Annotated in this window: 2 protein-coding genes; both read right to left on the reverse strand. The window is 72.6% G+C overall.

What is annotated here, in order from left to right; all coding sequences use genetic code 11:
• Positions 1 to 910: thioredoxin-disulfide reductase (gene trxB / locus AB7J25_RS29475; RefSeq protein ID WP_428514454.1), on the reverse strand; the 910-nt coding region annotated here is incomplete at its 3' end.
• Between the two features lie 65 nt (positions 911 to 975).
• Positions 976 to 1,644 (reverse strand): hypothetical protein, encoded by a 669-nt coding sequence (locus AB7J25_RS29480; protein ID WP_428514456.1) that lies wholly within the window; start codon positions 1,642 to 1,644, stop codon positions 976 to 978.
• Positions 1,645 to 1,729: the final 85 nt, after the last annotated feature.

The following is a 1,729-nucleotide window of genomic DNA, read 5'->3' on the forward strand; positions in this document are numbered from 1 at the left end:
AGCGCTCCGCGTCGATCGCGGCGGCACAACCCGATCCGGCCGCGGTGACCGCCTGCCGGTACGTGCGGTCGACGAGGTCGCCGCAGGCGAACACGCCGGGGATCGCGGTACGCGTGCTCGGCGACTCCACCTTCAGGTAGCCGTCCGCGTCGGTCTCGAGGACGTCGCGCACCAGGCCCGAGCGGGGGTCGTGGCCGATCGCGACGAACAGGCCCGTGACGTCAAGCGTGGACTCCTCCCCGGTGCGGGTGTCGCGCACGCGCACGCCCCCGACGGTGCCGTCACCGAGTACCTCGACGACCTCGCTGTACAGCTGCCAGCGGATCTTCGGGTCGTCCTGGGCGCGCTTGAGCATGATCCGGGAAGCCCGGAACTCGTCGCGGCGGTGGATGACCGTCACCGAGCGGGCGAACCGCGTGAGGAACGTCGCCTCCTCCATCGCGGAGTCGCCACCGCCGACCACGGCGATGTCCTGATCGCGGAAGAAGAAGCCGTCGCAGGTGGCACACGCACTGACGCCGCGGCCGAGCAGCGCCTGCTCGCCCGGGACGTGCAGGTAGCGCGCTGCTGCGCCCATCGCGAGGACGACCGCACGGGCGCGGTACGTCACGCCGTTCGCGGTCACGGTCTTCACGTTCCCGGTGAGCGAGACCTCCTCGACGTCCTCGCTGCGCAGCTCCGCGCCGAACCGCACGGCCTGGTTGCGCATCTGCTCCATGAGATCCGGGCCCAGGATGCCGTCGGTGAACCCGGGGTAGTTCTCGACCTCGGTGGTGGTCATCAGTGCCCCGCCGAACTGGGTGCCCTCGAACACCAGCGGGGCGAGCTGAGCCCGTGCCGCGTACACGGCGGCCGTGTAGCCCGCCGGACCTGAGCCGATGATGATCAGCTCGCGCACGTCGTCGGTCACGCTGCCACCTTCCTCGTCGTCCTTCGGTAGGCCCAACAGCCTGGCAGCAGGCGGCATTCCCACGGTCACCGGCCGACGGTCGTGTCGGCGAGGACGATCGCTCCGTCCGGCCCGCAGGCCGGATCGACGACCACGATGCGGAGGCGACCCGGGGCGCCGGCGGGGAACACGAGCAGGATGCCGGGTCGGTCCTCGAGCAGCACCGGACGCCCGCCGAGCGGCAGGGCGTCCCGGACACCGGCCGCGCGCAGGCAGCCGGCGAGGCGGGCGGGATCCGCGAGTGGTCCGACGTCGAAGGTGCCCGATGCGGCTGCGCCCGCCGCGGCTGCGCCCGCCGCGGCGAGCTCGACGGTCCCGACGCTGTCGACGCGGGCGGGATCCGTTGCAGCGCCTGCGAACTGGCTTCCCACGACGACGGCGACGAGGGCGGCCGCGGCGGCCGCGAGGGCCGGTCGGAACCGCCGATTGTCACCCGAAAGGGTTAATGTGATATAACTCACATCCGGGGGACTTTCGGTGGTTCTGTTGATCCACTCCGCCAGCACGTCGGTCGGCACGGCGAGCGGCGGCAGCGCTCCGAGGTCGGCCCGTGTCGCCGCCAACGCCTCCAGGACCCGAGCGGACGCCGGATCCGCGGCAGCCCGCGCCCGCACCGCGCGCGCCCGGTCCGCGTCGAGCACGCCGGCGTCCAGATCGGCGAGCAGCTCGACGTCCGGCGGTTCCCCCGGGCTCACGGCATCCATGGTTCGCTTCGGACCCGCCTCCGCTCCTCGCTCGCCGGAGCTCGCTGCGATGCTCACCGGGTCCTCGCTCACGGCA

Origin of the sequence: Pseudonocardia sp., from assembly GCF_050246655.1 — a bacterium.
Classification (GTDB): domain Bacteria; phylum Actinomycetota; class Actinomycetes; order Mycobacteriales; family Pseudonocardiaceae; genus Pseudonocardia.